At 65.8% G+C, this 23,213-nt stretch carries 19 protein-coding genes; 4 read left to right on the forward strand and 15 right to left on the reverse strand.

Annotated features, from left to right (window positions below; genetic code table 11):
* Window positions 1-133 precede the first annotated feature (133 nt).
* The gene (locus tag DFO45_RS15485; RefSeq protein ID WP_133865571.1) at window positions 134-481 is read left to right on the forward strand and encodes a cyclophilin-like fold protein; all 348 of its coding nucleotides are present in this window, start codon (window positions 134-136) and stop codon (window positions 479-481) included.
* A gap of 138 nt (window positions 482-619) precedes the next feature.
* Here DFO45_RS15485 and DFO45_RS15490 read toward each other — a convergent pair whose 3' ends face one another.
* The 11 genes from DFO45_RS15490 to DFO45_RS15540 form a co-directional block, all read right to left on the reverse strand.
* Window positions 620-2,806, reverse strand: a complete 2,187-nt coding sequence (locus tag DFO45_RS15490) for a xanthine dehydrogenase family protein molybdopterin-binding subunit (protein ID WP_133865572.1) — start codon at window positions 2,804-2,806, stop codon at window positions 620-622.
* A 10-nt stretch (window positions 2,807-2,816) separates the two neighbouring features.
* Entirely contained in the window at window positions 2,817-3,284 is a 468-nt protein-coding gene (locus tag DFO45_RS15495; protein WP_133865573.1) for a (2Fe-2S)-binding protein, read from the reverse strand.
* A gap of 34 nt (window positions 3,285-3,318) precedes the next feature.
* Window positions 3,319-3,705: a c-type cytochrome gene (locus tag DFO45_RS15500; protein ID WP_012171799.1), complete on the reverse strand. Its 387-nt coding sequence runs from the start codon at window positions 3,703-3,705 to the stop codon at window positions 3,319-3,321.
* Between the two features lie 241 nt (window positions 3,706-3,946).
* Window positions 3,947-5,143 carry an MFS transporter gene (locus DFO45_RS15505; RefSeq protein ID WP_133865574.1) on the reverse strand — a complete coding sequence of 399 codons (1,197 nt, stop codon included), beginning with the start codon at window positions 5,141-5,143 and terminating at the stop codon, window positions 3,947-3,949.
* A 310-nt stretch (window positions 5,144-5,453) separates the two neighbouring features.
* The gene (locus DFO45_RS15510; protein ID WP_133865575.1) at window positions 5,454-6,977 is read right to left on the reverse strand and encodes a UxaA family hydrolase; all 1,524 of its coding nucleotides are present in this window, start codon (window positions 6,975-6,977) and stop codon (window positions 5,454-5,456) included.
* A gap of 9 nt (window positions 6,978-6,986) precedes the next feature.
* Window positions 6,987-7,997 (reverse strand): zinc-binding alcohol dehydrogenase family protein, encoded by a 1,011-nt coding sequence (locus tag DFO45_RS15515; RefSeq protein ID WP_133865576.1) that lies wholly within the window; start codon window positions 7,995-7,997, stop codon window positions 6,987-6,989.
* A 65-nt stretch (window positions 7,998-8,062) separates the two neighbouring features.
* On the reverse strand, window positions 8,063-8,866 hold the full coding sequence (locus DFO45_RS15520; protein ID WP_133865577.1) for a transporter substrate-binding domain-containing protein: 804 nt from the start codon (window positions 8,864-8,866) through the stop codon (window positions 8,063-8,065).
* 84 nt (window positions 8,867-8,950) lie between these two features.
* On the reverse strand, window positions 8,951-9,679 hold the full coding sequence (locus DFO45_RS15525) for an amino acid ABC transporter ATP-binding protein (RefSeq protein ID WP_012171804.1): 729 nt from the start codon (window positions 9,677-9,679) through the stop codon (window positions 8,951-8,953).
* A complete protein-coding gene (locus DFO45_RS15530; protein WP_133865578.1) occupies window positions 9,663-10,316 on the reverse strand; it encodes an amino acid ABC transporter permease in 654 nt (217 codons plus the stop codon). The genes DFO45_RS15525 and DFO45_RS15530 overlap by 17 nt, the downstream gene beginning before the upstream one ends.
* A 12-nt stretch (window positions 10,317-10,328) precedes the next feature.
* The gene (locus tag DFO45_RS15535; protein ID WP_133865579.1) at window positions 10,329-11,012 is read right to left on the reverse strand and encodes an amino acid ABC transporter permease; all 684 of its coding nucleotides are present in this window, start codon (window positions 11,010-11,012) and stop codon (window positions 10,329-10,331) included.
* A complete protein-coding gene (locus tag DFO45_RS15540; protein ID WP_133865580.1) occupies window positions 11,009-12,160 on the reverse strand; it encodes a mannitol dehydrogenase family protein in 1,152 nt (383 codons plus the stop codon). The genes DFO45_RS15535 and DFO45_RS15540 overlap by 4 nt, the downstream gene beginning before the upstream one ends.
* A 220-nt stretch (window positions 12,161-12,380) precedes the next feature.
* On the opposite strand from DFO45_RS15540, the gene DFO45_RS15545 reads away from it, so the two are divergent.
* Entirely contained in the window at window positions 12,381-13,385 is a 1,005-nt protein-coding gene (locus DFO45_RS15545) for a GntR family transcriptional regulator (protein ID WP_133865581.1), read from the forward strand.
* Between the two features lie 78 nt (window positions 13,386-13,463).
* Here the strand turns inward: DFO45_RS15545 and DFO45_RS15550 are convergent, their stop codons facing one another.
* The 3 genes from DFO45_RS15550 to DFO45_RS15560 form a co-directional block, all read right to left on the reverse strand.
* On the reverse strand, window positions 13,464-16,559 hold the full coding sequence (locus tag DFO45_RS15550) for an efflux RND transporter permease subunit (protein ID WP_133865582.1): 3,096 nt from the start codon (window positions 16,557-16,559) through the stop codon (window positions 13,464-13,466).
* A gap of 12 nt (window positions 16,560-16,571) precedes the next feature.
* On the reverse strand, window positions 16,572-17,693 hold the full coding sequence (locus DFO45_RS15555) for an efflux RND transporter periplasmic adaptor subunit (RefSeq protein ID WP_133865583.1): 1,122 nt from the start codon (window positions 17,691-17,693) through the stop codon (window positions 16,572-16,574).
* Window positions 17,694-17,766: 73 nt separating this feature from the next.
* On the reverse strand, window positions 17,767-19,302 hold the full coding sequence (locus DFO45_RS15560) for an efflux transporter outer membrane subunit (RefSeq protein ID WP_133865584.1): 1,536 nt from the start codon (window positions 19,300-19,302) through the stop codon (window positions 17,767-17,769).
* A 148-nt stretch (window positions 19,303-19,450) separates the two neighbouring features.
* Between DFO45_RS15560 and DFO45_RS15565 the strand changes: the two genes are divergently transcribed.
* Both DFO45_RS15565 and katG read left to right on the forward strand, forming a co-directional pair.
* Complete coding sequence (locus DFO45_RS15565) at window positions 19,451-20,053, forward strand: TetR/AcrR family transcriptional regulator (protein WP_166657153.1); 603 nt, start codon at window positions 19,451-19,453, stop codon at window positions 20,051-20,053.
* 219 nt (window positions 20,054-20,272) lie between these two features.
* Entirely contained in the window at window positions 20,273-22,450 is a 2,178-nt protein-coding gene (katG, locus tag DFO45_RS15570) for a catalase/peroxidase HPI (RefSeq protein WP_133865586.1), read from the forward strand.
* 118 nt (window positions 22,451-22,568) lie between these two features.
* On the opposite strand, the gene DFO45_RS15575 is transcribed toward katG, so the two are convergent.
* A complete protein-coding gene (locus tag DFO45_RS15575; RefSeq protein ID WP_133865587.1) occupies window positions 22,569-23,024 on the reverse strand; it encodes an ester cyclase in 456 nt (151 codons plus the stop codon).
* Between the last annotated feature and the right edge of the window lie 189 nt (window positions 23,025-23,213).

Below are 23,213 nucleotides of genomic sequence, written 5' to 3' on the forward strand. Positions count from 1 at the left end.
GCAATAGGCCGGGGCCCGCACAGAGGAGGAAAGAATGGCACAGGACATGACCCGCCGGTCCGCGGTCGGCGCCATCCTGGCGGCCGGCCTGCCGGGCGGAGCATACGGTGGGACAGGAGCAGGCGGATCCGGCATGAAGATACAATTTGCATTCGACAGCCACGTGTTCACCGCAACACTTCTCGATGAAGCCCCGGCGCAGGAGCTGGCCGCCATGCTCCCCTTGGACCTCACCATCGAGGATTATTCCACCAACGAAAAGATCGCCTATCTCCCCCGCAAGCTGACCCGTCGCGCCAACGCCTCCTTCGGCAACGAGGCCCCCGGCGATCTGTGCTATTACGCCCCATGGGGCAACCTCGTGCTCTATTATGCCGCGTATCATTATTCCCCTGGCCTCATCCGGCTCGGGCGCCTCGATGACGGTGTGCAGCCGTTGATGACACGCGGCAAATTTCCCCTGCGCGCCACGCGCGTCTGAGCGCTTCCGGACGGTGCAGGCACCGCGTGCGAAGCGGCGGCGATCCAGGCAACGGTCGCCGATAGGAAACTGGGGCGCCGATAGCCGACGCCCCGCCTTCGTCCGGATCATGCCATCTCACCCGGCAGCAAAGCCGCGTCAGCTCACGTTGAGATCCACATTCTTCAACGGCAGCTGCCGCACCCGCTTGCCGGTCGCGGCGTAGATGGCGTTCAGCACCGCCGGCGCCGCAACCGCGATCGTGGGCTCGCCGACACCGCCCCAGAAGCCGCCGGACGGCATGGAGATCACCTCAACCTCGGGCATCTCGTCGAGCCGCATGACGTTGTAGGTGTCGAAATTCTCCTGCTCGATGCGCCCGTCCTTCACGGTGCACTCACCGTAGAGCATGGCGGAGAGCCCGTAGACGAACGAGCCGGCCACCTGCGCCTCCACCTGCTGCGGATTGACCACATAACCGGGATCGGTGGCAGCCACGATGCGGTGGATGCGCAACTGTCCTTTCGTGACCGAGACCTCGGCGGCAGCGGCCACGTAGCTGCCGAAGCCCATGATCTGCGCCAGACCACGGGCGCGTCCCGCCGCCGGCTTCTCGCCCCAGCCGATGCCCCTGGCGGCCGCCTCCAGGACAGCGAGGTGCTTGGGATGGTTCTTCATGAGCCTGCGGCGGAACTCCAGCGGGTCCTGCCGCGCGGCATGGGCCAGCTCATCGATGAAGCTCTCCATATAGACCGCATTCTGATTTAGGTTCACGCCCCGCCAGAAGCCCGGCCGGATGTGCGGATTGCGCATCGCGTAATCGATCAGAATGTTGGGAATGGTGTAGCCGAGGCGCCCTTCCGGACCGTCGGGAAGCAGCCCCTGATAGACCAGAGGATCGCCATTATTGCCCACCAGAGACGGTATGGCATAGCTGGCGATGGACTGGCCGGAGATGCGCATGTGCAGCGCCTCCACATTGCCCTGCCCGTCCAGCGTCGCCCGGAAGCGGGCCTGGGTGACCGGATGGAAGCGCCCCTGAAGCATGTCCTCCTCCCGGGTCCACATCATCTTCACCGGGACGCCCGGTACCTGCTTCGCGATCAAGGTGGCGATGCGCAGATAGTCCGTCGCGAGACGTCGCCCGAAGCTGCCGCCGATGCGCATGACATTGACTTCGCATTTCTCCGGCGAAAGACCGGCGGCGGTGGCGAGCGTGGCGTGCGCCGCCTCGGGCGACTGGGTGGGCGCCCAGGCCTCGCAGCGGTCGGCCGTCCAGCGCACGGTCGCGCTCAACACCTCCATGGGGGCATGGTTCTGATAGGGGAAACCATAGTCCGCTTCGATAACACGGCTCGCCTTGCCGAGCACGGCCTTGGCATCCCCAGCCTTGTGTCCGACAAAGGCGTCGGGCGCAGAAAGTCCCTCGTGCAGCGTCGCGGCGATGGTGGCACTGGAGACCTTGGCGTTCGGCCCCTCGTCCCACTGGATCGGCAGGGCATCGAGTGCGGTCTTGGCCCGCCAGAAGGTGTCGGCCACCACCGCCACCGTCTCGTCATCCACCTTCAGCACATGCTTGACGCCGCGCATGCCCGAAACGGCGGCCGCGTCGAAGCTCTTGACCTTGCCCCCCTGAACGGGACAGGCCTTGGGGATCGCCACCAGCATGCCGGGCATGCGGATGTCCATGCCATAGACCAGCGAGCCGTTGAGCTTGTCCAGCGTATCGAGACGCTTCAGCGGCTTGCCGGCAATGGTCCAGTCCTTCGGATCCTTCAGCGGCACGTCGGCCGGCACCGGAACCGCATTGGCTGCCGTTGCGACCGCCCCATAGGTGATGGTGCGCTCGCTGGCGGCGTGAGTGATGACGCCCTTGGCAGCCCTGCATTGCGCCGCCGGCACGTTCCAGCTCCGGGCGGCCGCTTCCACCAGCATGGCACGCGCCTGCGCGCCTCCGAGCCGCAGATAATCGTGCGAGCCGCGGATGGAGCGCGAGCCGCCGGTCTGCTGCGAGCGCCAGGCATTGCCCCGGCCCTTGTTGCTGCCGGGATTGACGAGCTCGAAGCGCACCTTGTCCCAGTCGCAGTCGAGTTCCTCGGCCACCAGTTGGGCAAGGCCGGTCAAGGCCCCCTGCCCCATCTCGATGCGGGCGATGCGGATGATGACCGTCTCGTCGGGCTGCACCACCACCCAGGCGTTGACCTCGTTCGGGACCGTCTGGGCAAGGGCCGGCTTCAGCGCCGGGAAGCTGAAGCCGAAGGTGAAGGCACCGGCCGCCACCGCGCCGCCGCGCAGGAACCCGCGCCGGCTGAGGGCCGAGGAGGAGATGTGGGAAGAATGCGTCATGACGGCCTCCTCAACCCCGGTTGGATGCCATGCGTGCAGCGGCGAGCTTGGTGCCGGCGAGCACGCGCCCATAGGTCCCGCACCGGCAGATATTGGTGATCTCCGAGCGGATGTCCTCGTCGCTCGGGCTGGGGTTCTGCGCCAGCAGCGCAGAGACAGCCATGATCATGCCCACCTGGCAGTAGCCGCACTGGGCGACGTCGAGCTCCGCCCAGGCCAGCTGCACCGGGTGCGGCTTCTCCGCCCCGAGCCCCTCGATGGTCACGATTTTCTGTCCCGGCTCTACGGCACTGACAGGCACCGAGCAGGAGCGGGTGGCAACCCCGTCCAGATGGACGGTGCAGGCGCCGCACTGCGCGACGCCGCAGCCATATTTGGTGCCTGTGAGACCCACGTGGTCGCGCAGGACCCAGAGCAGGGGCGTATCCTCCTCCACGTTGATCTCGAAGTCCCGACCATTGACGTTCAGCTTGGCCATCGTCTGCTCCCGGTCTGGTTATGCTGTTCCAGGCTCACTTCGGCTGCGAAAGGGTCTGCAGGTAGCCGGTGATCGCGGCGCGGTCCGCGGCGCTCGTCACCGAAACCGTCATGGTCGTGCCGGGCACCATCGCGCGCGGATTCGCGAGATACGTGTCCAACTGCGCCGCATCCCAGGTCACATCGAGCGCCCTCATACCTTGCGAATAGCGGGCGCCTTCGAGGCTGCCCGCCTTGCGGCCGATGACCCCGCTCAGGCTCGGGCCGATCCGGTTCTGGCCGGACTCGACGGCGTGGCACGACGCACAGCGCGCGCGGAACAGACGTTCGCCGGCGGCAGCATCCTGCGCATGGGCCGCGCCTCCCGTTCCCAGCAGTGTCAGGGCAAGGCACATGATCAGGGGCGTCTGCCGAAAGGCCATTCCGTCTCCTAAGGTTACGTCGATAGGGCTGCATCAGGGATGAACGAATGCGTGATCGGCCGGTGACCCCGGCGATCACGCAAGGCCGAGCCCACGGGTGTCTGTGCCAGGGCGCGGCCTATCGGGGTGAGCTGAAGCGTCACTCTAACCTTGCGTCGACACGGCGATTAGGGCGGCGGGGCGGAATGGGCCTATGAGCACCGCTCAACAATGAGGTGCCCTCCGGCCACCGCCGTTCAGCTCAGGCCGAGGCGCGCGCGACGCCCGCCGTGCGCCAGGCCAGAAGCGCCGCCAGCAGCAGCAGGACAACCGCCGTACCGAAGGTGGCGCCGTATCCACGGAGATCGAACAGCAAGCCGCCGAGCGTCGCGCCAAGGGTGATGGCGAGCTGGACGACCGCCACCATGAGCCCGCCACCCGCCTCCGCATCCTGCGGGAGGGTACGCGACAGCCAGGTCCACCAGCCGACAGGCGCCGCCGTGCTGAGGAAGCCCCAGCCGGCGAGCAGCAGCGCCGTCGTGAGGGGGCTCCCGCCGAACAGCGTCAGCGCGAGCCCGATACCGGCCATGAGCGCCGGGATGACGACGAGCGTGCCGTAGAGGCTACGCCTCAGTGCAGCCCCGATCAGACTGGTGCCGACGAAGCCGGTGACGCCCATGACCAGCAGAATGAGCGAGAGCGTCGGCACGTTCACCCGCGTCACCGTTTCCAGGAATGGGCGCAGATAGGTGAACAGGGTGAACTGCCCCATGAAGAAGAGGCTGACCGCCGCCATGCCCCATCCAACCATCGGCCACCGCACCAGCCGGAACGCACCGGGGGCGGCAGGCCGCCGCTCCACCGGCAGCGTCGGCAGGCTGGCCAGCAGCCAGAAGAACACCAGAACGGCTACGGGGACGACGCAGAAGAATGCGCCGCGCCAGCCGATCAGACCGCCGAGGAAACTCCCCATGGGCGCAGCGACCACCGTCGCGAGGGCATTGCCGCCGTTCAGGATCGCGAGCGCGCGAGGCACCTGCGCTTCAGGGACCAGACGCATGGCGGTGGCGGCGGACATGGACCAGAAGCCGCCGATGACGACCCCGATCAGCGCACGCCCGGCCATCAGCACCGCGTAATTGGGCGCGGCCGCGACGATGGCGCCCGACGCGATCATCACGCCCGTGAGCGCGAGCAACAGCACCTTTCGGTCGAGGCTTCCGGCAAGGGACGCGATGAACAGGCTGGTGATCACCGCAAAGGCGCCGGAAACCGAAATCGCCTGTCCGGCCTGTCCTTCGGAGATGCCGAGATCGGCGGAGATGGGCGTGAGCAGGCTCACCGGCATGAATTCGGAGGCGATGAGGGCGAAGGCACACAAGGCGAGCGCGAGCACCGCGCCCCAGGCGGCGGTGCCGCGTTGCACGACGGCGAGATCCGGCTTGGAGGATGTAAGCATGAGCGTCCGTTCCGCATCCCGCCCGGGGCGCGCGTCCCCCGCCCCCCGAACCTGGGTTCAGGGGCGAGCGGCACGCACCGACGTGCGTCAGGGCTGGGATGTCGGTTGTCTGAGTGAGGCTGGCGCCAAGGCCTGAAGGATCAGGCCGGCACTGGAGCCGCAAAGCTAACGCACCGCCTCATGGCCGGGTAGCCGGCCGCCATCGCATGAAGCGGTGAACGCGGCTCATCAATGCAAGACCGCTGAACGGCAATCAGGCTTCGTCCAGCCTCACCGGAAGGCGCACCCTGCTGCGGGCGCACCCCTTCGCTCACATCACCGCGCCGAGCTGCCAGGGCACGAATTCGTTTCGGCCATAGCCCAGAAGTTCCGACTTGGAGCGGGTGCCGGAGGCCACATCGAGCACCGTCTGGAAGATCTCCCGGCCCTTCTCCTCGATGCTGACGCCTTCAAGGACATCGCCGCAGTTGAGGTCCATGTCCTCTTCCATCCGGCGATAGAGATCGCTGTTGGTGGCCAGCTTGATGGAGGGCGTGGGCTTGCAGCCATAGGCCGAGCCACGGCCGGTGGTGAAGCACAGCACGTTCGCGCCTCCAGCCACCTGCCCGGTGGCGGCCACCGGATCGTAGCCGGGCGTGTCCATATAAACGAAGCCCTTGCGGTCGATCCGCTCGGCATAGCGATAGACGCCGCGCAGGGTGGAGGTGCCGCCTTTCGCCACCGCGCCCAGCGACTTTTCAAGAATGGTGGTGAGCCCGCCCGCCTTGTTGCCGGGGGACGGATTGTTGTTCAGCTCGCCACCGGCGCGGGCGGCATAGTCCGTCCACCAATCGATGAGATCAACGATCTTGCGGCCCACCGCCTCGCTCTCGGCCCGGCGGGTAAGCAGATGCTCGGCACCGAAGATTTCCGGCGTCTCGGAAAGGATGGCCGTGCCGCCCTGCCGCACCAGAATATCCACCGCCGCACCCAGCGCAGGATTGGCGGTGAGGCCGGAATAGCCGTCCGAGCCGCCGCACTGGAGCGCCAGCATCAGCTCGGATGCCGCCACCGTCTGCCGCCGGGAGGAATTGGCGAAGGCGAGCATCTCCTTCACCCGCGCGACGCCGGCCGCCACGGACTTGCGGGTGCCGCCGCTCTCCTGGATCGTCAGGCTCTGGAAATGCTCGCCTTCGACGATGCCATAGGCCTCCTTGAGGCGCGGGATCTGGAACACCTCACAGCCAAGGCCGATCACCAGCACGGCCGCGAAATTGGGATGGGTGGCATAGCCCCACTGGGTGCGGGCGAGGATGTCGAACTCCTCCCCCTTGCTGCCCATGCCGCAGCCGGTGCCGTGGGTGAACGGCACCACGCCATCGATGTTCGGATAATCCGCGAGGATGCCCGAGCGCGTCACCTCATCCGCAATGTAATCCGCCACGGTGGCGGAGCAGTTCACGGAGCTGAGGATGCCGATATAGTTGCGGGTGCCCGCACGGCCATCGGCGCGGCGGAAGCCCTCAAAGATGGCGGGCGTCTCGCCCGGCAGCAGGCCTTCCGGCGCGCGGGCCTCCGAGGCGAAGGCATAATCGCGCTCGAAGTCCTGCAGCATCACATTGTGCTCATGCACCCATTCGCCCGGCGCGATGTCCGCCTTGGCGAAGGCGATGACCTGCCCGAACTTGCGCACCGGCGCCCCGGCGGGAATGGGGGCGGCCGCGATCTTGTGGCCGCGGGGCACGGGCCCCGCCGCCGTCAGGCCGCCAGCCAGCGCCGCGCCGCGTGCAACGGTATCGAGGACGATGATGACATTGTCCGTCTCGTGGAGACGCAGCGTGCGCGGGCTGGACATGAAGAAACCTCAGACTTCCAGGATCGCCTTGATGACCCCGGCCTCCGGCCGCAGCCACTCCTGGAACAGGGCCGGCGCATCGGAGAGCGCGCCGCGATGGGTGTTGAGCGCGCGCGTGGGCACCTTGCCCGCCTCCATCTGGCGCACCACCTCGGCGAAATCGTCCGGCTGGGCGTTGCGGCTGGCGAACAGCGTGGTTTCGCGCTTGTGGAACTCGGGATCGGAGAAGGTGATGTCCTGCCGCACCACGCTCACCAGCACATAGCGGCCCGCATGGGCGACGAAGCCGAAGCCGCGCTGCATGGCGCCCGCATGGCCGGTGGCGTCGATCACCACATCGTAGAAATCGCCGCCCGTGATGCCGCGCGCCACGTCTTCTGCGCCGGCATCGGCGATGAGCAGATGGTTCGCGCCCAGCGCGTCCCTGGTGAAATTCAGGCGATCCTCGCGGGTGTCCATCACCGACACGTCCGCACCCCGCGCCTTGGCGAAGATGATGGCGGACATGCCGATGGGGCCCGCGCCCACCACCAGCACCTTGTCCTGCGCCGTGATGCCGCCGCGCTTCACGCCATGGGCGCCGATGGCGAGGAACTCGATCATCGCCGCGTCATCAAGCGAGGCCGAGCCCGCCGGAATGACATTCTGCTCCGGCACGCAGAGGAACTCCGCCATGCCGCCATCCCTGTGCACGCCGAGCACAGCGATGTTCTGGCAGGCATTCGTCACGCCCTTGCGGCAGGCCACGCACTTTCCGCAGGAGAGGTAGGGCACGATATAGACGTTCTCGCCCTTGGTGAGGCGGCTGCCGTCCGGCGCCTGCTCCACCGTGCCGGAGAGCTCGTGGCCCATCACGCGGGGATATTCGAGGAAGGGGTGCTTGCCCTGGAAGATGTGGAAATCCGTGCCGCAGATGCCCACGCGCCGGATGCGCACCAGCACCTCGCCGGGACCCGGAACGGGCTCGGGGCGGCTGATCACCGACAGGCGGCCGGGTTCTTCGCAGAGTAACGCCTTCATCGTCCGGGTCTTTCCTGAAATGGAACCGAGTGGCGACCCGGTGAAGACCGGGCCGCCTCGTCAAATCACTTCAACATGTCTTCCGGCAGCGAGGTCCCGTTGTAGCGGGTGTAGATCTCGTTCAGCTTGCCGTTCTTCAGGTTGGTGGCGATCACCTTGTTGACAGCCTCGCGCAGCGCATCGTCGCCCTTGCGCAGACCGGCCGCATAGGGGTTGGTCTTGAGCACCAGCTTGATTTCCAGCGGATCGTTGGGACGGCGCGCGTTCACCGCCGCCATCACCTGCGGCGAGGAGGCCATCATGTTCACCTGGCCGGACACCAGAGCGGTGATGAGGGTCGCGTCGTCGTCATAGCGCACCATCTCCGCGCCCTGCGCCTGGGTGGTGGCTTCCTTATCGTTGCTGGAGCCGCGCGTGGTGCCAAGGCGCTTGCCCACGAGGTCCTTCAGATCCTTGATGGCAACGCTCTTGGGCGCTGCGACCACGATCTGGATCACGCCGTAGGGATCGGAGAAGTCAATCACCTTCTTGCGCTCGTCCGTGACGCTGAACGAGGCCATCACCAGATCGGCCTTGCCGGTGAGCAGGAAGGGGATGCGGTTGGGGCTCGTGACCTGCACGATCTCCAGCGGGAACCCGAGATCGGCGGCGATGAGCTTGGCGCTCTCCACATCCGAGCCGGTGGGCTGCATGTTGGCATCGTTCATGCCGAAGGGCGGGGAGCCGAGGTCCACCGCGATGAGTATCTTGCCGCGCTTCTTGATCTCGTCGAGCGTATCGGCGCGGGCCGGCAGGGCAAAGCTGCCCGCGGCCGCAAGGCCGGCGGCCCCGGCGAGAAAGGCGCGACGGCTGATGTTCAGGCGCTCCATGGTTCCATCCCTTCTTCTGTGCTTGGCGTCAGTTTGAGAGTGGCGTCAGCGTTTTGGGTCTATTGCAGGCGCGGGGCCGTCAGGTCACAGCCCGCTGCCGACGAAGGCTTTCAGTTCTTCGGTCTGCGGGTTCTCGAGCATGGCGCCCGGCCCCGTTTCCCAGACCTTGCCCTTGTGCATGTAGATGACCTTGGAGGCCACCTTGCGGGCGAAGGCCATCTCGTGCGTGACGAGGATCATGGTCATGCCGCCCCGCGCCAGATCCTCCATCACCTTCAGCACCTCGCCGGTGAGCTGCGGATCAAGCGCGGAGGTCACCTCATCGAACAGCATCAGCTTGGGCTGCATGGCGAGCGAGCGGGCGATGGCCACGCGCTGCTGCTGGCCGCCGGAGAGCTGCTCGGGATAATGGTCGGCCTTCGCCTCCAGACCCACGCGGGCGAGCACCTCGCGCGCCAGCTCCCGCGCCTTCGCCTTGGACAGCGACTTCACGCAGGTGGGCGCGAGCATGATGTTCTGTTCCGCCGTGAGGTGCGGGAACAGATTGTAGCTCTGGAAGACGATGCCGACGTCCCGGCGCAGCTCGCGCTTGTCGAGCTTCCTGTCATGCACCGCATGGCCGCAGACGGAAATGGTGCCGTCCTCGATGGTCTCCAGCGCATTGATGCAGCGTAGGGCCGTGGACTTGCCGGAGCCGGACTGGCCGATGACCGCCGCCACCTCGCCGCGTCCCACCTCGAAGGACACGCCATCGAGAACCTTGACCGCGCCGAAGCTCTTATGGACGTTCGAAAGACTAACGACGGCCGACATTGAGCTTCCTTTCCAGGCTGCGGCTCCAGGTCGAGAGCGGATAGCAGAGGACGAAATAGATGCTGGCCACCACGATGAAGATGGTGAACGGCTCGAAGATGGAGTTGTTGACGAGCTTGCCTGCCTGCGACAACTCGATGAACCCAACCACGGAGGCCAGAGACGTGTTCTTCACGATCTGCACCAGGAAGCCCACGGTGGGCGCGGTGGCGATGCGCATGGCCTGCGGCAGCACCACCTTGGTCATGCGCTGCCAGCGGCTGAGCGAAAGGCATTCAGCCGCCTCCCACTGCGTCTTGGGCACGCTCTCGATGCAACCGCGCCAGATCTCCGCAAGGAAGCCCGAGGCATAGATGGTGAGGCCGAGGCCCGCCGAGAGGATGGCCGGCACTTCCTTGAAGCCGACGATGGCGATCCCGAAGTAGAACAGGAACAGCAGGATCAGCAGGGGCGTGCCCTGCACGATCTGGATGTAGCCGATGGCGATGCCGCGCACGATGGGGCTGGGAGAGACCCGCGCCAGCGCCACAAGGAAGCCGACGATGCCGCCGCCCACGAAGGCGATGGCCGAGAGGCCGACCGTCCACAGCGCGGCCCAGCACAGAAACTCGAAGTGAGTCAGGGTAAAGGTTGGCATCCCATTCCCCTCTCAGAGCGCCGTGCCAAGCTTGCGGCGCCGCACGAAGACCACGAGCCCGAACAGCCAGAACGCGAGGCGCACCACGAAAGACAGCGCCAGATACAGCACGCCGACGACGATATAGGTCTCGAAACTGCGGAAGGTGTCGGACTGGATGCGGTTGGCCACCGCCGTCAGTTCCTCGGCCGAAATCTGCGAGGTGATGGACGAGGCCAGCATCAGCAGCACGTACTGGCTGGTGAGCGCAGGATAAACCCGCTCGATGGCCGGGCGCACGATCACGTGCCAGTAGGTCTGCGGCCGGCTGAGGCCGAGGCACTCGGCCGCTTCCAGTTGCGATTTGTGAATGGACTCAAGGCCGGCCCGCACGATCTCGCTGGTATAGGCGCCCACATTCACCACCAGCGCCAGCACCGCAGCGAGGTTCGCTGAGACGTGAATGCCGAGCGTGGCGATGCCGAAATATACGATGAACACCTGCACCAGCAGCGGCGTGTTGCGGATGATCTCCACATAGGCCGCCACGACGAACTTCACCCACGGGGGACCATCGGCCCGGCCGATGGCGCAGAACGTACCCAGCACGAAACCCAGCACGGTGGAGACGAGCGACAGTTGCAGCGTCAGCCACACGCCCATGGCGAACTCGCGCCAGAAGGGCAGAAGAACCGCGAAGTCGAACTGATAGGTCATGCGCCGCTCCGCGCGGTGTTCGGCGGCGACGCACGCCTGGCCATCACGCCGTCCAGCAGCGGGGTGGCCGGCACGCCCCCCGCTTCTCCCCACCAGCTCAGGAACGCGGCGATGCGGCGTTCCACCTTGGTGGCGTGGTTTTGCGCAATGTCCGAGATGCGATGATCGAGGAACGGATTGAGGAAGCGGTCCATGGTGGTGGCGAGATAGGCCTGCGCCTCCTCACCCATGCCATGGGCGGCAAAGCCGGGCAGCACTTCGGCGCGATAGAGGCCATCAAGGCGATCGCGCACCGCGCCATCGGCGAGAATGGCCTTCACGGTCTCGTCCGGATCGCGCCCTTCCGAGCGCCAGATGTCGGCGAGCACGGTGTGGCCGAGATTGAGAATGTGCAGCTTCAGCCGCTCGAACGGGCCGAGATCATCCGCCATCACCACGCAGGGATGATCGAAGGGCACGACAAGGCCCGGCCGGCGCTCGATGGCCCACAGCGCGTAGGGCTCGGCCACCGCGCCCACGGGATCGAGCGCCTGCGAGACGATGCGGTCCACCAGCGTGTCGGCGAAGATCACGTCCCGCTCCAGCCACGCAAGGAAGGCGGCGGGCGTCTGCGCATCAGCGGCAAGCAAGCGCACGGTCTGCGCCAGCACGCGGCCGTTGCCGTTGATGAGTTCGCACGGCAGCACCGTGAGCGGACGACCGCCCTGCCGCCAGCGGCGGTGCAGGAGCGCGGTGAGCTTGCCGGGAAAGGACTGAGGCACGCCGCCGGCCAGCAGCGCGGGATCGCGGTCGGCTGCCGCCACCTCGTAGCCGGCGTCCGCCGTGTTGGAAACGATCAGGTCCGCTTCCGTTGCGAAGAGCTCGGACACGGCCTCCCAGTCGCGGGCGGCGGAGAGGCCACGATCCACGCTGCGCACGTCGATCCGGCGCTCGATCCGGGTGCCGTTCTCAAGGCCGCGGATGATGACGGGATAGCCCTCGGGACGGCCGAAGGCGGCGACGCGCCCGGCGCGGTCGGCGGAACCCGAAGCCTGCACGACGGCGATGGGGCCGACGGCCTGCCCGGCCTCACGGGCCTCGTGCACGAAGAGGTCCACATGTGCCTGCAGGAAGCGGCTGGTTCCGAACTGAATGATGCGGCCGGTCACGCGAAGACGCCTTTCACCCACAGGGCGAAACGGATTCGAGACACGGCTGCCGGGCAAGCCCAAGCCTGGCTCATCGAGCGCTCTCCCTGATTTTCGTTCTTGTCTAGTTAAATATGAAAATCCATGGTGTGCGAACAGAGTCAATCGGTTTTTTATGCACTAAAATACAAACAGGCATCCCCGCGAAGCGGATGCCCGAACGGGAGCGGGACGCTGAAACATGCGGGGGAACAGCCTTTTCAAGCGCACCTACAACCAGTGTTTGAGCCTGCTCGGCGACCTGCCGCCGGGCGCGCGACTGGGCTCGGAGGCGCAGCTGGCGCAGGTGCTGGAAGTCAGCCGGACGACGGTGCGGGCGGTGCTGGCCGCGCTGGCCGAAGCCGGCCTCGTGACCGCGGAGGCCGGCCGGCGCCAGATCGCGCGCCATCCGACGCCGGCCCACTATTTTCCCGAGCCGCAGACGGAATCCGTCCGCGCCAGTGTTGAGCGCCAGTTCATGCAGTGGGTGTTGCAGGGCGATTTCCGCCCCGGCCAGCTCATCCATTGTGCGGAACTGGCGCGACAGTTCAATACTTCAACCACGGCGATACGCGAATATCTCAGCCACTTCAGCCACTTCGGACTCATTGAGCGACGCCCGAACAGCGCCTGGGTATTCAAGGGCATCACCGCGGATTTCGCGGCCGAGATTTATGAGATCCGCGAGATGTTCGAGCTGCGCTCCGCCCAGCGCTTCGCCAGCCTGCCGCCGGAGGCTCCCGCGTGGCGGGAGCTCGATGCCCTGGAGGCGGAACACCATGCGCTGCTGAAGGAAATCCATGTCCGCTACAGGGATTTCTCTCGGCTCGACGAGCGGCTGCACCGGCTGATCCATGACGCCTCGCACAACCGCTTCATGATGGATTTCTACGACGTCATCTCCATGATCTTCCACTACCATTACCAGTGGAACAAGGCGGACGAGAAAGAGCGCAACACCGTCGCCATCCACGAACACCTTGCCTATATCGCCGCGCTGCGCAGCCGCGACGCCCGTGCCATCGAAGCCAAGTGCCGGGCGCATCTGCGCACCGCCCGCTCGACGCTGCTGCGCTCCATCGACGCCGGGCCCCTGCGTCCTGGCGCGAGCCTGCCGCTGGATCCGGATCGCCCTCCCCTCGCCCTTCCGGTGGGGCCGTCCCATTCCAAGGCCAAGCGGTCGCCCGTTGCAGCGAGGCGGCGCTGAGGCCGGCGGCCACTCCAAAGAGAAACGGGAGGGGCTTATCCGCCCCTCCCGTTGCCTCTCATTGCCGATCTGCGATCCTCACGCGCCGTGTTCGGCCGCGTGCGGCGGGGCCGCAACCTCCTCGTCCCTGGCTTCCTTATGGTGCGTCTCGCCGATCAGCACATAGGCGGCGGGCACCACATAGAGGGTGAACAGCGTGCCGATGGCGAGGCCCGTGGCGATGACGAGGCCGAGGTTGTAGCGCGAGGCGGCGCCCGCGCCGGAGGCGAAGATGAGCGGCACCACGCCGAGCACCATGGCTGCCGTGGTCATGAGGATGGGCCGCAGCCGCAGGGTCGCCGCGGCGATGATCGCGTCCCGCTTCGATTTGCCTTCGAGCTGAAGCTCGTTGGCCACTTCCAGCATCAGGATGCCGTGCTTGCTGATGAGGCCCATGAGGGTGGTGAGCCCGACCTGCGTGTAGATGTTGATGCTCGCGCCACCGATGCCGACGCTGATGAACAGCAGCGCACCGGCGAGCGACATGGGCACCGACAGCAGGATGACCACCGGATCGCGGAAGCTGTTGAACAGAGCCGCGAGCGCCAGGAAGATCACGATCAGCGCGAAGGCGAAGGTGGTGACGAAGCCGCCGCTTTCCTGCACGTATTGCCGCGAGGCGCCGCCGAAATCGAGCGTATAGCCGGCCGGCAGCGTCCGCTTGGCGAGATCCTGAAGCGCCGTGATGGCGTCACCCGTCGTCACGCCCGGCGCCACCACGCCGGCGATGGTCGCGGCATTCACCTGCTGGAAGTGATTGAGGGATTCCGGAACCGTCTTGGTCTCGATGCGGGCCACGGTGGACAGCGGAACCATCGTGCCGTCGCCGGTGCGGATATAATAATCCAGCACCTGATCGGTGTTGAGGCGCGCCTCCTGCTTCACCTGCGGGATCACCTTGTAGGAGCGCCCGTCGAGGCTGAAGTAGTTCACGTAGCCGCCGCCGAGGAGCGAGGAAAGCGCGCCGCCCACGCCGTTCATGGTGAGGCCGAGCAGCGAAGTCTTCTCGCGGTCGATGACCAGAGAGGCCTGAGGCTGGTCGATCTTCAGGTCGTTGTTGAGGAAGATGAACAGGCCAGTGTTCAGCGCATCCTGCAGGAACTTGCTGGCCACCTCGTTCAGCTTGTCGAAGCCGTCCGAGGTGCCGATGACGATCTGCATGGGCAGGCCGTTGGAGCCCGGCAGCGGGGATTGCTGGAAGGCGACGATCTTCTGCCCCGCCACCTGGTTCAGTTCCTGCTGGATCATCGGCTGCAGGGTCTTCGTGGTGGCCTTGCGCTGGTCCCACGGCTTCAGCACCCAGCCGGCGATGCTGGTGGACGGGCTTTCCACCTGGAACACCGTCTCCGTCTCCGGATGCTTGGCGAAGGTCTCGAACGTCTGCCGATTGTAGAGCTGCTTCTGCTGAAGCGTCGCATTGGGGGCGGAGATGCTCTGGGCCAGGATGATGCCCTGGTCCTCTTCCGGCGCCAGCTCGCTCTGGGCGGAACTGTAGAGCCAATAGACGCTGCACAGGACCAGCCCCGCAAAGACGGCGATGACAGGCAGATAGTTCAGCGCGCCGGTGAGGGAGCGGGAATAGGCCGCCGTCACGGCCCCCATCACGCGGTCCACCGCCAGCACCATGCGCGATTCCAGGTCGCCGCCGGCATGGTCCACGGGCTTCAGCATGCGCGCCGACATCATGGGGGTGAGCGTCAGCGCCACTATGGCGGAGATGGTGACCGCGCCCACCAGGGTGAAGGCGAACTCGGTGAACAGCGCACCGGTGAGGCCACCCTGGAAACCGATGGGCACATAGACCGCCACCAGAACCACCGTCATGGCGATGATGGGGTTGGCGAGCTGGCGGGCGGAGGCGAAGGCGGCCTGAAGCGCCGTCATCCCCTCCTCCATGTGATGGTTGACGCTCTCCACGACGATGATCGCGTCATCCACCACAAGGCCGATTGCGAGCACGAGCGCCAGCAGCGTCAGGAGATTGATGCTGAAGCCGAAGGCCAGCATCATCAGGAAGGTGCCGATGAGCGAGAGCGGGATGGCGATGACCGGAATGAGCACCGAGCGCCAGGACCCCAGGAACGCGAACACCACGATGGTCACGATGACCAGCGCTTCGACCAGCGTATGGATCACCTCCTCGATGGAGCTGTTCACGAAGTCCGAGCTATCATAGATCACGCCCATGGTGAGGCCGCTCGGCAGCTGTCGTTCGATCTCCGGCAGCGCGGCGCGCACGCCCTTGATCACGTCGAGCAGATTGGCGGACGGGGCGATCTGGATGCCGACGTAGACGGACTGATTGCCGTTGAACATGGTGGCGGAATCGTAATCGTCCGAGCCGAGCGTGACATTGGCCACGTCCTTCAGCCGCACGATGGCGCCGTTGGCCTGCTTGACGATGAGGTTCTTGAACTCGTCCACATTGTGCAGGCTGGTGGAGGCGGTGAGGTTCACCTGAACCATCTGCCCCTTGGTGTTGCCGAGGCTCGCGATATAGTCGTTGTTGGTGAGCGCGGTCGAGACTTCGGAAGCCGTGACGCCATAGGCCGCCAGCCGGATGGGGTCGAGCCAGGCGCGCATGGCGAAGGTCTTGCTGCCGAGCAGTTCCGCCGTCTGGACGCCTTCCACCGCCTGAAGCTTCGGCTGCACCACGCGGATCAGATAGTCCGTCACCTGATTGGGCGCGATCGCGTCGCTGCGGAAGCCGATATACATGGCATCGATGGTCTGCCCGACCTTCACCGTCAGCACCGGCTGCTGCGTGCCGGTGGGGAGCTGGTTGAGGACCGAATTGACCTTGGTGTTGATCTCGGTGAGCGCCTTGCCGGTATCGTAATTGAGCCGCAGGTTTGCGGTGATCGTGCTGGTGCCCGTTGTGCTGGTCGAGGTCATGTAGTCGATGCCGTTCGCCTGGGCGATGGCATTTTCGAGCGGCGTGGTGATGAAGCCGGCCACCACGTCCGGGTCCGCGCCGGGATAAGTCGTCGAGACGGTGACGATGGCGTTCTGCGTGCGCGGATATTGCAGGATGGGCATGGAGCTCATGGCCCGCAGGCCGAGAACCAGGATCATCAGGCTGACGACGATCGCGAGCACCGGCCGGCGGATGAAGATATCGGTGAAGGACGACATGCGCGCCTCCGCTCAACGGTCGGTGATGGAGGGAGAGGGCGTATTCGTCGGCAGGACGGCATTGTTGACTGTGACCTGCGAGCCGTTATGCAGCTTCATCTGCCCCGCCACGACGATCTGGTCGCCCGCCGAGAGGCCGGAGGTCACGGCGATCTGATCGCCACGGGTTTCACCCGTCTTCACGAACACCTGCTTGACCGAGAGGCCGGTCGACGGGCCTTCCTTCTTCTCCACCACGAAGGCGATGTCGCCGTAGGGGTTCGCGGTGATCGCCGTCTGAGGCACCGTCACGAGATCGGAGGGCTTCCCGACGGAAACCTCCACGGTCGCGAACATGCCGGGAAACAGGCGCTTGTCGTCATTCTTGAACTCCGCCCGCACCTGCACGTTGCGGGACGAGGAGTCCACCTTCGGGCTCACCGCCGTGATCGTCCCCTCGAAGCCCTGGCCGGGATAGGTGTCAACGGTGGCCTTGACGGCCTGGCCGGTCTTGATCTCGGCCAGCGCCTGCTGGGGCAGATAGAAGTCCACGAAGATGGGGTTGAGCGACTGGAGGGTCACGATGGTCGTGCCGGCGCTCACATACTGGCCGAGATCCACCGCGCGGATGCCAAGGCGGCCCGAGAAGGGCGCCTTCAGCGTCTTCTTGTCCACCACCGCCTGCTGCTCAGCCACCTGCGCCAGCGCCTTCTTGAGGTTCGCCGTATCGCTATCCACGGTCGCCTGGCTCACCGCGTGGATCTTGAGCTGTTCCTTGTCGCGATTGAGGATGATGGCGCTCACGTCGGCGGTCGCCTTGAGGGCCTCGAGGTTCGCCCGCTCCTGGTCGTCGCGCAGCTTCAGGAGCACCTGCCCCTCCTGCACCTCGTCGCCGGACTTGAAGTTCAGTTCCGAGACGGTGCCCGAGCTTTCCAGCGCGAGGTCCGCACCGGCCTCCGCCCGCACGCTGCCGACCGCCTTGATGCTGGTCTGCCACGGCGAAAGCGCGGCCTCCATGGTGGCGACCGTCTGCGGGGGATCGCGCAGAGAGGCCAGCGCCTGCTTGATCATCGTGGCCTTGAACATCTGGAAGCCATAGAGGGCTCCGAAGACGAGGCCGACGGCGATCAGCATCATGATCATCCGCTTCTTCATGGATTGCTTCTCCTGGCCGCTCGGGGCCGTCATGTCGCAAGGGTCGGACGCCGGCCTCGAGCCGGCGGCGGCCTCAGTGGTCCTGGAAATAGCCCGCGTTGGTCCGGGGCAGGGATTGTGCGGTCTGGTCGACGCGGTTCCACCAGCCGCCGCCGAGGGACTGGAACAGCGCGGCGGTGTCGCTGAAGCGCTGGGCCTGCGCCTTCACCCGGGCGATCACGGCCTGCTGGTAATTCTGCTCGGAGGTCAGCACGGAGGGATAGGTCACCGCACCCGCCATGTACTGGGTGCGCGAGATCTTCACGCTGTCCTGCGCCGCCTTCTCATAAGCGAGCTGCGCCTTCAGCGTATTGGCGTCCGCTTCGATGGCGCGCAGCGAGTCCGCCACATCGCGGAACGCGGAAATGACCGTGCTCTTGTAGGTGGCGAAGGCCTGTTCGCGGCTGGCGATGGCCGCTTCCTTGTCGTGATAGAGCGTGCCGCCGTCGAACACCGTCTGCGACAGACTGCCAGCGACGCTCCAGGCGGCCGTCCCGGGCGAGAACAGGCTGCTCGGGGTGAGGCCGTTGCGGCCATAGCTGCTGCTGATCTGGATCTGCGGCAGCATGTTGGCCACATCCACGCCCACCGTCGCCGTCGCCTTGTGCAGGGTGGCTTCCGCCGCCGCGATGTCCGGCCGCTGCCGCACCAGCGCGGAGGGCAGGCTCACCGGCAGATCGCGCGGCAGGGTGAGGCTCGAAAGGCTGACGTGCTCACCGCGATCCTCGCTCGGCAGCCGGCCGAGATAAGCCATCAACTGGTTGCGCTGCTGCGCCAGCTGCTTCTGGAGCGGCGGCAGCGTCGCCTGTGTCTGGGCGAGGTTCGACTGCTGGGAGAGCACGTCGGATTGCGCCACCGCGCCCAGCTCGAACTGGCGCTGCACCAGCTTGAGCTGCTCTTCCTCGGACTTGATGATGTCGTTGGTGGCGTCGATCTGGGCCCGCAGCGATGCGTCGGAAATGGCCGCCGTCACCACATTGGCGGTGAGGCTCAGATAGGTCGCTTCCAGCTGATACTGCTGATATTCTGCCTGGGCCTGCAGCGCCTCCACCTGCCGGCGCGTGCCGCCCCAGGCATCGAGCACATACGAGACGCTCACCGAAGCATTGTAGAGATTGTAGGGGCTGCTGTTGCCGCTCTGGTTCTGCGAGGCGTTGGAGACCACCTGCCGCGTGCCGCTGCCGCTCGCCGACACCTGCGGGAAGAGACTGCCCTCCTGCGCCAGCACATTCTCGCGTGCCGCCCGCAATGCCGCCTGGGCCGCAGCGACGTCGGGATGGTTCTGAATGGCCTCGGTCACGAAGGCGTCGATCTGCTTGTTGCGGAACACCTTCCACCACTCGCCCGGCAGGTCGCGCCCGCGCAGGAAGACCTGGCTTGCGCCGCCTTGGACCTCTGCAGTGGCGGTGGGCGCAGGATTGCCCTCCGGCAGATAGCCGTTGACTCGCGGGGCATCGGGCGCGGTGAAGTCCGGACCGACCATGCAGCCGTGCAACAGAAGCAGTGATGCCGCCAGGGCGCCGCCTTTGACGCATGCGCTGGCGGCGTCGAGAGATTTATGTTTCCGCATGGTCGCCTTGAGTCCAAACTGAACCGAACCGTTCAGTTCGACTAGGAACTAAGCTTGGCTTGCGTTAGAGTCAATAGAACTAAACCGTTCAGTTCGGTGGGGAACAATCATGGGAACGGGATCCGCAACGGTGGCGGAAGACAGGGGCGTGCTGCGCCCCAAGGCGCTGAAGGCTCTGGGGGCTGCCCGTGCGGTATTTCTCGACTGCGGGTATGACGCTGCGAGCATGGATGCGATCGCCCGCGCCGCGGGCATCTCCAAGGCGACGCTCTACGCCCACTTCGCCAGCAAGGAAGATCTGTTCGAGGCGCTGATCCGCCACGAATGCCGCGACCTCAAGGCAAAGCTGACGCCGCTGGATGCGAGCCGTCCGGCGGACGAGGAACTGCTGCGGATGGCCCGCGAGCTGCGACGCCTCTTTGCCCAGGACGAGGGGCTGACGATCTATCGCATCATCGTGCCGGTGGCCCACCGTTTCCCTCGGCTGGCGCGCATCTTCTACGAAGAGGGACCGGAGACGGCGATCGGACAGATGGCGGATTTCTTCCGCGCCGTGAGCAGCACCGGACGACTGGCGATTCCCGATCCGGACGTGGCCGCGCACCAGTTTCTGGCGCTGGTCAGCGACGACCTCAAGCTGAGCTGCTCGCTCGCGCTGCCCTACCGCTGGGCGTGGGACGACGAGGCGGTCATGCGCAGCAGTGTCTCCATGTTCCTCTCGTTCTACGCGGTGGATGGCATGCCCGGCTAAACCGCGTCCCGTCCTTTTGCATCCTGCCGGTCGAAGCGGCGGCGGCCGCCGTGGCGCGGATCAAGGCGCTGCGTGTCTTTTGCCACGTCATAAAATTAACTTATCGCCATAATCAGCAAATAGAAGTTAATCTAATGAGCGGGATTTGTTAGAAGCTTTGCAATGAGCCCAAGGGCGCGCCGGTGTACGGATCGCTGCGCCCGAATGTCGGAGAGAAGCATGAACGCAACGACTGAGACCCCCACGGGCAAATGCCCGGTCGCCCATGGCACCGGGGGCACCCAGAATCGGGACTGGTGGCCGAACCAGCTGCGTGTGGACCTGCTGAACCTCCATTCGCCCAAGTCCGATCCGCTCGGCGCGGCGTTCGATTATCGCGCGGAGTTCAAGAAACTCGATTACGAGGCGCTGAAGAACGACCTGCGCAAGCTGATGACCGATTCGCAGGACTGGTGGCCTGCCGACTTCGGCAATTACGGCCCGCAGTTCGTCCGCATGGCCTGGCACAGCGCCGGCACCTATCGCCTGGCCGACGGCCGTGGCGGCGGTGGCCGTGGGCAGCAGCGTTTCGCGCCCCTCAACAGTTGGCCGGACAACGTCAACATCGACAAGTCGCGCCGCCTGCTGTGGCCGATCAAGCAGAAGTACGGCCAGAAGATCTCCTGGGCCGACCTCATGATCCTCACCGGCAACGTGGCGCTGGAGACCATGGGCTTCCGCACTTTCGGTTTTGCCGGTGGCCGCGAGGACACCTGGGAGCCGGATCAGGACGTCTTCTGGGGCTCCGAGACCGCCTGGCTCTCGCACCGCACGCTCGAGAAGTTCGATGCCCCGCTCGGCGCCACCGAGATGGGCCTCATCTACGTCAATCCGGAAGGCCCGGACCGCAACGGCGACCCGATCTCCGCGGCCAAGTTCATCCGCGAGACCTTCGCCCGCATGGCGATGAATGACGAAGAGACCGTGGCGCTCATCGGCGGCGGCCACACCTTCGGCAAGACGCATGGCGCCGCCGCTGAATCCCACAAGGGTCCGGACCCGGAGGCAGCCGCGCTTGAGGCGCAGGGCCTCGGCTGGGCCAGCAATTATGGTACCGGCCACGGCGCCGACACCATCGGCAGCGGCCTCGAAGTAACCTGGACCCAGACCCCGGCCCAGTGGAGCAACTTCTTCTTCGAGAACCTGTTCAAGTATGAATGGGTGCAGACCCGCAGCCCGGCCGGCGCCATCCAGTGGGAAGCCAAGGACGGCCCGGACATCATTCCGGACGCGCACAATCCCGAGAAGAAGCACAAGCCGACGATGCTCACGACGGACCTGTCGCTGCGCTTCGACCCGATCTACGAGAAGATCTCCCGCCGCTTCCTCGAGAACCCGCAGGCCTTTGCCGAGGCCTTCGCCCGCGCGTGGTTCAAGCTCACCCACCGCGATCTCGGCCCGCGCTCGCGCTACCTCGGCCCGGAAGTGCCGCGTGAAGTGCTCCTCTGGCAGGACCCGGTCCCGGCCGTCGACCACCCGCTGATCGACGATGCGGACGCCGCCGCCCTCAAGGCGAAGGTGCTGGCTTCCGGCCTCACGGTGTCCGAGCTCGTCGGCACCGCCTGGGCCTCCGCCTCCACCTTCCGCGGCGGCGACAAGCGCGGCGGCGCCAATGGCGCGCGCATCCGCCTCGCCCCGCAGAAGGACTGGGCGGTGAACCAGCCCGAGCAACTCGACAAGGTGCTGAAGGCGCTCACCCGCATCCAGGGCGAGTTCAACCTCAACGCCAGCGACGGCAAGAAGGTGTCGCTGGCCGACGTCATCGTGCTCGCCGGCAATGCCGGTGTGGAAGAAGCCGCGAAGGCAGCCGGCCACGATGTGTCCGTGCCTTTCGCGCCCGGCCGCACCGATGCCTCGCAGGCCGAGACGGACGCGGATTCCTTCAAGTGGCTCGAGCCGGCGGCCGATGGCTTCCGCAACTATCAGAAGGACGGCCTCGCCGTGCCCGCCGAAGTGGCGCTCATCGACAAGGCCCAGCTCCTGACGCTCACCGCCCCGGAGCTCACCGTCCTCATCGGCGGCCTGCGCGCCATCAACATCAATGTGGATGGCGCCAAGCACGGCGTCTTCACCGACAAGCCCGGCGCGCTGACCACCGACTTCTTCACCAACCTGCTCGACATGAGCACGCAGTGGAAGGCGGCCGGCGAGAGCAAGGACGTCTATGAGGGCCGCGATCGCCAGACCGGCGAGCTCAAGTGGACCGGCACCCGCGTGGACCTCGTGTTCGGCTCGAACTCCATCCTGCGCGCGCTCGCCGAGGTCTATGCGGCCTCCGACGCCAAGGACAAGTTCGTCACCGACTTCGTGGCCGCCTGGACCAAGGTGATGAACCTCGACCGGTTCGATTTGGCCTGATCGCCCCCAGGACAACCGACCGCCGCCGGAAACGGCGGCGGTCTCTTATTTGCGGCCTGCCCGGGGGCCTCACGGTGACGGCCTTGACGGCCCTCGCCGTTTGCCCGCCTCGCGGGCGTCAGAACATGCCGTTCTTGTTCTTCGATGTCTCCGGGATGGGCTGCACCACATCCCAGTGCTCTTCGATCTTGCCGTCCTTCAGCCGGAAGATGTCCACGATGGCATTGCCGCGCGTGCCGGGCTCGCGCACCGCATGGACGTGCAGGATGACGAAATCCCCATCGACAAAGACCTGCGTGATCTCGCTGTGGGATTGCGGATAGGTCGTCTTCAGGAATTCCAGAAACTTCCTGAAGCCCTCCGGCCCGTCCTCCGCCGTCGGATTGTGCTGGATATAGGTCCCGAGATATTTCGAGGCGGCCGCAAAATCCTTCTGGTTCAGCCCCTTGTCGTAGAAGTCCAGAACGATCGCCTTGTTGCGCTCGGCCTGAGACCACATCTCGGCCTGTGCCAGCGCCGGCACGGCGGACACGCAGAAACTGAACAACAGCGCCGAAACAGCCAGATATTTCATTCTCGATCCCCGACAGAACATCGCCACCAGATGGCACGGACGCGGGGAACGACAAGTCACAATCGTGTCGGGACGAGCCTCTTCCAACGTTGCACGCGGCGGTTTCGGACGCGAACCGTACACAGGAACGAGACCCGATCTGCGCCTTCAAGAGAGCCTCCTATTTCGGCTCGAAAGACAGACCGTTCG

This window comes from Azorhizobium sp. AG788 (assembly GCF_004364705.1).
Lineage (GTDB): Bacteria > Pseudomonadota > Alphaproteobacteria > Rhizobiales > Xanthobacteraceae > Azorhizobium > Azorhizobium caulinodans.

What these genes read in the sequence shown, in the direction of transcription:
- DFO45_RS15485 (WP_133865571.1), top strand. Translation starts at nt 134, where the DNA reads ATGAAGATACAATTTGCATTCGACAGCCACGTGTTCACCGCAACACTT.
- katG (WP_133865586.1), top strand. Translation starts at nt 20,273, where the DNA reads ATGAACGCAACGACTGAGACCCCCACGGGCAAATGCCCGGTCGCCCAT.
- DFO45_RS15510 (WP_133865575.1), bottom strand. Translation starts at nt 6,977, where the DNA reads ATGTCCAGCCCGCGCACGCTGCGTCTCCACGAGACGGACAATGTCATC.
- DFO45_RS15495 (WP_133865573.1), bottom strand. Translation starts at nt 3,284, where the DNA reads ATGGCCAAGCTGAACGTCAATGGTCGGGACTTCGAGATCAACGTGGAG.
- DFO45_RS15520 (WP_133865577.1), bottom strand. Translation starts at nt 8,866, where the DNA reads ATGGAGCGCCTGAACATCAGCCGTCGCGCCTTTCTCGCCGGGGCCGCC.
- DFO45_RS15515 (WP_133865576.1), bottom strand. Translation starts at nt 7,997, where the DNA reads ATGAAGGCGTTACTCTGCGAAGAACCCGGCCGCCTGTCGGTGATCAGC.
- DFO45_RS15550 (WP_133865582.1), bottom strand. Translation starts at nt 16,559, where the DNA reads ATGTCGTCCTTCACCGATATCTTCATCCGCCGGCCGGTGCTCGCGATC.
- DFO45_RS15535 (WP_133865579.1), bottom strand. Translation starts at nt 11,012, where the DNA reads ATGACCTATCAGTTCGACTTCGCGGTTCTTCTGCCCTTCTGGCGCGAG.
- DFO45_RS15560 (WP_133865584.1), bottom strand. Translation starts at nt 19,302, where the DNA reads ATGCGGAAACATAAATCTCTCGACGCCGCCAGCGCATGCGTCAAAGGC.
- DFO45_RS15500 (WP_012171799.1), bottom strand. Translation starts at nt 3,705, where the DNA reads ATGGCCTTTCGGCAGACGCCCCTGATCATGTGCCTTGCCCTGACACTG.
- DFO45_RS15575 (WP_133865587.1), bottom strand. Translation starts at nt 23,024, where the DNA reads ATGAAATATCTGGCTGTTTCGGCGCTGTTGTTCAGTTTCTGCGTGTCC.
- DFO45_RS15505 (WP_133865574.1), bottom strand. Translation starts at nt 5,143, where the DNA reads ATGCTTACATCCTCCAAGCCGGATCTCGCCGTCGTGCAACGCGGCACC.
- DFO45_RS15490 (WP_133865572.1), bottom strand. Translation starts at nt 2,806, where the DNA reads ATGACGCATTCTTCCCACATCTCCTCCTCGGCCCTCAGCCGGCGCGGG.
- DFO45_RS15555 (WP_133865583.1), bottom strand. Translation starts at nt 17,693, where the DNA reads ATGAAGAAGCGGATGATCATGATGCTGATCGCCGTCGGCCTCGTCTTC.
- DFO45_RS15545 (WP_133865581.1), top strand. Translation starts at nt 12,381, where the DNA reads ATGCGGGGGAACAGCCTTTTCAAGCGCACCTACAACCAGTGTTTGAGC.
- DFO45_RS15530 (WP_133865578.1), bottom strand. Translation starts at nt 10,316, where the DNA reads ATGCCAACCTTTACCCTGACTCACTTCGAGTTTCTGTGCTGGGCCGCG.
- DFO45_RS15525 (WP_012171804.1), bottom strand. Translation starts at nt 9,679, where the DNA reads ATGTCGGCCGTCGTTAGTCTTTCGAACGTCCATAAGAGCTTCGGCGCG.